This window comes from Acinetobacter sp. UBA3025, assembly GCF_002367915.1.
GTDB lineage: Bacteria > Pseudomonadota > Gammaproteobacteria > Pseudomonadales > Moraxellaceae > Acinetobacter.
In genome coordinates this window covers 1-7,881 of the sequence record NZ_DFDO01000213.1, presented here as the reverse complement: position 1 = coordinate 7,881, position 7,881 = coordinate 1, and the positions used below count along the sequence as shown (strand labels likewise).

The 7,881-nt window shown below is 46.3% G+C and carries 6 protein-coding genes; 1 reads left to right on the top strand and 5 read right to left on the bottom strand.

From position 1 onward, the window contains the following. Positions 1 to 177: 177 nt before the first annotated feature. The 5 genes from parC to B4J23_RS08910 form a co-directional block, all read right to left on the bottom strand. Positions 178 to 2,397 carry a DNA topoisomerase IV subunit A gene (parC, locus tag B4J23_RS08930; RefSeq protein ID WP_291360073.1) on the bottom strand — a complete coding sequence of 740 codons (2,220 nt, stop codon included), beginning with the start codon at positions 2,395 to 2,397 and terminating at the stop codon, positions 178 to 180. A gap of 163 nt (positions 2,398 to 2,560) precedes the next feature. After that, positions 2,561 to 3,880, bottom strand: coding sequence for an MFS transporter (locus B4J23_RS08925; protein WP_179992220.1), 1,320 nt, complete (start codon positions 3,878 to 3,880; stop codon positions 2,561 to 2,563). A gap of 131 nt (positions 3,881 to 4,011) precedes the next feature. Beyond that, positions 4,012 to 4,656: a trimeric intracellular cation channel family protein gene (locus B4J23_RS08920; protein WP_034169794.1), complete on the bottom strand. Its 645-nt coding sequence runs from the start codon at positions 4,654 to 4,656 to the stop codon at positions 4,012 to 4,014. A 61-nt stretch (positions 4,657 to 4,717) separates the two neighbouring features. Beyond that, a complete protein-coding gene (locus B4J23_RS08915) occupies positions 4,718 to 5,182 on the bottom strand; it encodes a YchJ family protein (RefSeq protein ID WP_180003771.1) in 465 nt (154 codons plus the stop codon). A 75-nt stretch (positions 5,183 to 5,257) separates the two neighbouring features. Further along, positions 5,258 to 6,838: a TerC family protein gene (locus tag B4J23_RS08910; RefSeq protein ID WP_159123942.1), complete on the bottom strand. Its 1,581-nt coding sequence runs from the start codon at positions 6,836 to 6,838 to the stop codon at positions 5,258 to 5,260. A 323-nt stretch (positions 6,839 to 7,161) separates the two neighbouring features. Here B4J23_RS08910 and B4J23_RS08905 point away from each other — a divergent pair, with 323 nt between their 5' ends. Further along, a complete protein-coding gene (locus tag B4J23_RS08905; protein ID WP_034703864.1) occupies positions 7,162 to 7,782 on the top strand; it encodes a TIGR00730 family Rossman fold protein in 621 nt (206 codons plus the stop codon). Positions 7,783 to 7,881: the final 99 nt, after the last annotated feature.

Genomic DNA, 7,881 nt, shown 5'->3' with positions numbered 1-7,881 from the left:
GTATTCAGCGAACCAAATCTTTTCCATAATGCCAATCTCTCCAATCATAATCCTTAGTAGTTCAACTGTTTTTTTCAATGCTGCACGTCATTTTTTAGACTTGTATATGTGCAACATTGCATCCATTTGTCGAATCGTTACTCATATATAACGTATTTCGATTCATGGATGCTAGTATTATCTTTGAATCAACAGTTTATTTGCTTTTTGATATCCACGTGGTAACAGGGTTCCTTTAGAGCCTCGTTTCCCAATATATTTTTGCAGGTCATCCCCTTTGAGTTTTAATTGTTGCTGTCCTGCAAGCACTTGAATTATTTCATCAAGTTTCAATATTGTCATGGATAAAATTTGATCTTTATCTTCAAGTTGTATCAATTTATTACCTTTACCTTTATTAAGTACAGGTAATTCCGACAGATCAACAACCAGCAGACGGCCAGCTGAACTGAGTAGTGCAACATGAGTTGCATCTTCCAGTGGTTGCAGGTTCATGACCTGTGCACCTTCAGATAGATTCAGGAAAGCCTTACCAGCTTTGGCATTGGTATCCAACTGCTTGGCTTGGGTTTTAAATCCATAACCTTTGCTGCTGACTGCCAGGATTTCTGCATCATCTTCAGCCACCAATACCTGCTTGAAACCAACTCCACTTGCCGGAGAAAGTTTTGAACTCAACGGTTCACCGAGTCCTCGTGCCGATGGCAGGCTATTGATTGGCAAGCCATAGCTACGGCCACTATCATCTAATACATAGACGCGTTGATTAGACTTACCTTGGGCATGACTAAGGTATTGATCGCCCGCACGGAAATTCAGATGTTCAGCATCCACTTCATGCCCTTTGGCACAGCGAATCCAGCCCGCTTCAGACAATACCACTGTAACCGGATCCGCTGGCAGCATTTCAGTTTCATCAATTGCAGCGGCTTCGGCACGTTGTACGATTGGAGAACGGCGATCATCCCCAAATTTCTTTGCATCCTCTTTGAGTTCATTGATGATCAAAGTTTTTAAAGACTCAGGATTAGCCAGCTGCTCACGAATCACGGCAGCTTTAGCTTCCAGCTCTTCCTGTTCGCGGCGCAGTTCCATTTCTTCAAGCTTGGCCAGATGACGTAGCTTGAGTTCTAAAATGGCTTCGGCCTGAATCTCATCAATACCAAAACGTTCCATCAACACTAGTTTAGGCTGATCTTCCTCACGAATAATCCGAATCACTTCATCAATATTCAGGTAGGCAATGATCAAACCGCCGAGAATATGCAGGCGTTTTTCGATCTTATTCAGATGATATTGCAGACGGCGAGTGACTGTAGTTTTACGGATTTCGATCCATTCCAGCAGAATACGACGAATCGATTTCACCTGTGGACGGCCATCCGCGCCAATCATGTTCATATTGACACGATAGCTGGATTCCAGATCTGTAGTCGCGAACAGATGGCTCATTACCGCTTCAGCATCAATACGGTTCGAACGCAATACCACCACTAAACGTGTTGGATTTTCATGGTCAGATTCATCACGAACATCAGTGACCAATGGCAGCTTTTTCGCCTGCATCTGGTCCGCGATCTGACTGATAATTTTTGAACCGGATACCTGATATGGCAATTCGGTAATCACAATTTCATTTTTATCAATAGTGTATACCGCACGCATGCGATAGCTGCCACGACCTGTCGTCTGGATTTTAAGCAGCTCTGATGGTGGCGTAATGATTTCCGCTTTGGTCGGTAAATCCGGTCCCGGAATGTATTCTGCCATTTTGGCATCGGTCAGGTTCGGATTACGGATCAGAGCGATAGTACCTTTCACCACTTCGCGCAAGTTGTGCGGCGGAATATCGGTCGCCATCCCTACAGCAATTCCGGTGGTACCATTTAGCAGGATATTGGGAACACGTGCCGGCAAGTTAATCGGTTCTTTCATCGAACCATCAAAGTTATCCTGCCAGTCACAGGTGCCTTGTCCTAGTTCGGATAAAAGCAGTTCGCTATATTGCGACAGTTTGGCTTCGGTATAACGCATCGCCGCGAAAGACTTCGGATCATCAGGTGAACCCCAGTTGCCCTGTCCTTCAATAAACGGATAGCGATAACTGAATGGTTGTGCCATCAGGACCATGGCTTCATAACAGGCCGAGTCACCATGTGGATGGTATTTACCCAGTACATCCCCGACAGTACGCGCCGATTTTTTCGGTTTACTGGTCCATTTCAGACCCAGCTCACTCATGGCATAGACAATACGGCGCTGTACCGGTTTCAAACCGTCACTAATATGTGGCAATGCACGATCCATAATCACGTACATGGCATAATTTAAATAAGCTTGTTCGGTAAATTCGGCTACGGAACGGTTTTCTGTCGCATGATGCGCAAGGCTTGTCATAACAACCTATAATCCTAAAATTCGTTTTTGTATCAATGTTTCTTATGCTAAGTCGCGGCTGTGTGCTGCACAAGGGCAGTAAACTACACAGCGCGACAAATCGTGTCTTATGGGCTAAAAATATCCACTTTATAGCAGCTGAGCAACTAAAAAATCACCAACCTTATAAACCCATGGATTCTAGCGTCTTGCCTTTGGTCTCTTCACCCAGGACTAAAATGACCACAGCCACTGCAATCAGCACCACAGTAAACATGGTAAAGACATAACTGAAACCGTTTGGCATCCCCATCAAATGGGTTACGGCAAAAGGTGCAGCAATCCCGCCAATACGGCCAATTGCACCGGCCCAGCCTGAGCCGAAAGCACGAATATTGGTTGGATACTGTTCTGGGGTATAAGTATAGAGAACACCCCATGCTCCCAGATTAAAGAAGGACATCAGACAGCCCCAGATCACAATTTCAGTTACACTACCGGACTGGCCAAAGAAATAGGCTGAAATCGCACACATGCCGATAAATCCAGCCAGAGTCGCCTTACGACCGAGTTTTTCGACTAGCCATGCTGCCGCAATATAACCTGGCAATTGCGCTAGAATCATAACCAGGACATATTCAAAAGACTGCACGATGGTATAGCCTTCCTTGACCAGAAGGCTTGGTAACCAGGTGAAAATACCATAGTAGGAGAAAACGATCCCAAACCAGATCAGCCACAGCATCAAGGTGCGGCGGGCAAAAATACCGCTCCAGAGCTGGGTAAACGAGATATTCTGCTTGGCAGCCACGGGTTTAACTTCAAAGATTTCCATGACTTCGACGCCGCATTTGCGCTCAATCTTTTTAACCAGAGCCTGTGCTTCATCTACCCGGCCACGATTGATCAGATACGGTACCGACTCAGGCACCAGTTTCCAGATTACGATGGCATACAGTGCCGGTATCCCGCCAATCATGAATGCAGCTTGCCAGCCAAAATCAGGAATCACAAAACGTGACACCAGTGCAGCCACCAGCCAGCCCAAGCCCCAGAAACTTTCCAGCAGCACAATGAAACGACCACGTACCCGTGCCGGGATATATTCACTGACCAGTGTCACCGCAACCGGCAACTGCCCCCCTAATCCCAGACCGACAATAAAACGAAATACCAGTAACCAGGTCAGATTCGGCGCAAAGGCACAGGCAGCAGTCGCCAGACTATAAATCACCAGCGTACTGGCAAATACCGTTTTACGTCCCCAGCGATCTGCCAGTCCACCTGAGAAAATCGCTCCAATCGCCATACCGATAAAACCGATCGAAACCACCCAGCTTTTCTGGTCAGCGGTCATCTGCCAGTCTTCAGCCATTTTCGCCAGAATAAAGGAAATCAATCCCGTATCCATGGCATCAAACATCCAGCCAAGACCAATCACCCATAAAAGAGTGTAGTGGAACTTGCCGATCGGCAAGCGCTGTATCCGAGAAACTAAATCCATAACAAAAATCTCTGATCAGGTGAAACGGGAGATGCTGCTGTCCCAACAGGAGGTTTGATTTTTTATTTTTTTATACTACGAATACGTACGCCTGCGGGAAGTTTTCCCTCCCGCAGTTACCGTAATTCATATCAAGATTCGTCTTTGGATGAAGCGGACTGTTCGTCATCATCCTTATAGATAAACTTCGGCATTTCCAGACCGAAATAGATCGCAATCAAACGCAAACTAAAGCCAAAAATCAGGGTGGAAATAATGGTCAGTTCGAGTGACAGACCAAAATTGCTGCAGAGCCAGTAGAAGATGACTGCAACAAAGGAAATACTGGCATACAGTTCACGGCGGAAGACTAAAGGCACATCATTACATAAAATGTCACGTAAAATACCGCCCGATACTCCGGTCAGAACCCCGGCGACCGCACTGACTACAAAACCATGCCCCATTTCCAGCGCAATCTGGCAGCCAATGATGGTAAAGCCAATCAGGCCCAAGGCATCCAGTACCAGGAAGATATTGCGTAAATGACGCATCCATTTGGCAATCAGGATGGTGACAAAGGCTGCACAACAGGTCAGTACCAAATATTCCGGGTGTTTGACCCAAGTCAAGGGATAATGGCCAAGCAGTACATCACGCACCGAACCACCACCGAGCGCCGTAACACAGGCAATGATCGTAACCCCAAACCAGTCCATACTACGCCGACCGGCAGACAAGGCTCCGGTCATGGCTTCAGCGGTAATTGCAATAATATAGATGACGGTCAGTAACATCGCCCTGCTTCCACCTGAGGCTTTGAGATGGCGGCTATTCTAAGCTAAATCTATGTGAAAATTATAAAAAATGCGCACAACATTGCTTAAATTTTTTCCCGGAGCCACAGATGCACGGCTGTTTCATTGTAAGCTGTTGATCTGTCGTTGGATCCAGAAAGTACCAGCGATTCTCGAACTTCACAAAATGTGAAATTTCATGATGAATCTGGGCCTGCTTGCCATCGTGATAATGTGCTTTGAACTCGACCAGCGCATGGGTCTTGTCCAGTTTTTCATTGGCCTGCACGATTTCCAGCTTCAGCCATTGATTGCTTCGGCTCCATTCAGCAATGGCTGGCATGTCCAAAGCCTGCTGCTGTCCGCGGGCGGTAGTCTGCTGGATATAATCAATTTCATGCTTGGCAAAGGCACTATACCGCGAGCGCATTAATTGCTCGGCGCTTTGGGCAAATTGCTGGCCCTGATGTAGTGGCTGGCAACAGCTTGCATATTCACCTCGTCCACATGGACATGCTTCTGACATTTCAATTCCATAAAAAATAGCCCGACAATGCGGGCTATTTTAGCAAACTTTTAGCTGGACTCTTCGGGCGTTGAACTAGTCTTTCCGGTTCGCAGGCGCGATGATATGCACCTTATCAATCTTGTGGCCGTCCATAGTGACCACCTCAAAGATATAATCATCTGCTTCGAGCTTTTCGCCATTTTCTGGCAAGCGCCCCAGATGGAACAGAATATAACCCGACAATGTCGAATATTCTTCCGTTTCATTGACCAGATCGCGATCCAGAAGCAGTGACACGTGGCGAATATCGGTCGAACCATCCAGAATCAGGCTGCCATCTTCCAGACTTTCTACAGCTGCTTCTAGCTGGTCTTCATCCGGGAATTCACCGGCAATCGCTTCCAGCACATCAATCGGTGTCGCCACCCCTTCAATTGAACCATATTCATTCAATACCAGTGCCATTTGTAGCGGTGCCTGACGCAACTGATCCATCACCATTAAGACCTGAGCATTTTCATGCACAATCACTGGTTCACGCAGATGTTTTTCGAAGTCCAAAATACCTGTTTCGATGTATTCATTCAGGACTTTATGGGTCAATACCACACCGGCAATATTGTCCAGCTCACCACGCGCCACAATCAGGCGTGAATGGCTCATATGCAATAACTGTTCTTTGATACTGGCATGATCATTTTCCAGATCAATCCATTCCAGTTCAGGGCGTGGTGTCATCACCGACTTCACTGGACGTTCTGACAAGCCAAGTACGCCCTGCACCATGACGCTATGGTAGACCCCACTTTCGTCATCATCAAAGACTTCATCAGCAAAGGCGCGGGTCGCCAGTACATCTTCCGGCTCAGAAGAATCATTATCCTGAGCCGGTTTACCGCCCAGCATACGCATCACAGCAGACGCAGTACGGTAACGCATATCAGTAGTGGTGACCATTTTTTCCTGATTGCGTTTCATGGTCTGGTTAATGAATTCCACAATCACAGAGAAACCAATCGCGGCATACAGATAGCCTTTTGGAATATGGAAACCGAAGCCTTCAACCACCAGCGAGAAACCAATCATCATCAGGAAGCCCAGACAGAGAATCACTACTGTCGGGTGCTTGTTGACGAAATCCATGAGGGCTTTAGAGGCCCACAACATGATACCGACCGCAATAATCACGGCGATCATCATCACAGACAGATCTTTGACCATACCAACCGCAGTAATCACGCTGTCGAGCGAGAACACGGCGTCCAGTACCACGATCTGCACAATCACCATCCAGAACACCGCCTGAACCGGATTTTCTTCCTTGGTCACAGGTTTGGCTTCCAGACGCTCATGCAACTCCATGGTGCCTTTAAACAGCAGGAATACACCACCGAATAATAAAATCAGGTCGCGTCCTGAAAATGGATGCTCAAAGATATGGAATAGCGGTTCGGTAAGCGTTACGACCCAAGCAATCGATGCCAGTAACACCAGTCGCATTAACAGGGCTAAGCCCAGACCGGTAATACGCGCCGCATTACGCTGTTCGGGTGGAAGTTTTTCCGCCAGAATTGCAATAAAGACCAGGTTATCGATCCCGAGTACAATTTCAAGAACAATCAGTGTGAGTAAGCCAATCCAGGCAGAGGGATCTGACATCCATTCAAAAATCATTGCATCTGCTCCTCTAACCGAGGAGAAAAGCAAGTATTTGCATGATGAGATACAGGTTGATACCCGACTTGAATTAAAGACTTGATAATGTGACGTTTTACTGAATTAAAGCGCCAACTTCGACTACCCATGTGAGTTCTATTGTAGTAAGACAGACTTTCAGTATATCAAGAACAGCATGAAATTCACCTGTTTTCATCCGGGATTATGGATGAATTTGAATGAAAGATTTTGTCCTAAAATGAGGTCTGCTCATGGAATTGTCATATTTGTTAACTAAGTTATAGTAAGTAGATAAAAAAATGATAAGGTGAAAAAAATAAATGCAAAGTGTAATGGAAATGACCGATTATTTTAATGATAACTCCCCAAAAACAACACGCCCGCTAGTAGCTTTATATTGTGGCTCTCGTGCCGGCAACAAACCGATTTATCTGGAAAAAGCGATTCAACTGTCACAAGGTCTGGCCGAACATGGTTTTGGTCTGGTCTATGGCGGCGCCAGTATTGGTCTGATGGGCCAGGTGGCAGACACCATGATTCAGCATGGTGGTGAAGCGGTGGGCGTGATTCCGGAATTTATGCTGGATTATGAGATTGCCCATCCTCAACTCACAGAACTGCATATCGTCACCAGCATGCATCAGCGTAAGGCCATGATGGCAGATCGTGCCTGTGCCTTTGTCGCCTTACCGGGTGGATTGGGAACCTTTGAAGAAATTCTGGAAATTGCGACCTGGGGTCAGCTGAACCAGCATCAAAAACCGATGATGCTGTATAACGTCAATGGTTTTTATAATCCCCTGATTGCCCAGCTTGATCTTGCGGTGCAGGAAGGCTTCTTGCCGCCCCAACATCGGGCTAAACTGATTATCTGTGAACATGCAGATCAGATTTATACCACCTTGCTGAATCTGGATGCTCCGCAACGTTTCGTCGTTTAAATTTTCTTGTCTGCTTTAAATAGCAAATATTTAAAGCCATAAAAAAGCGAGCTTGATGCTCGCTTTTTTCATTTATACATTGTCCCGTCCTGAAATAAG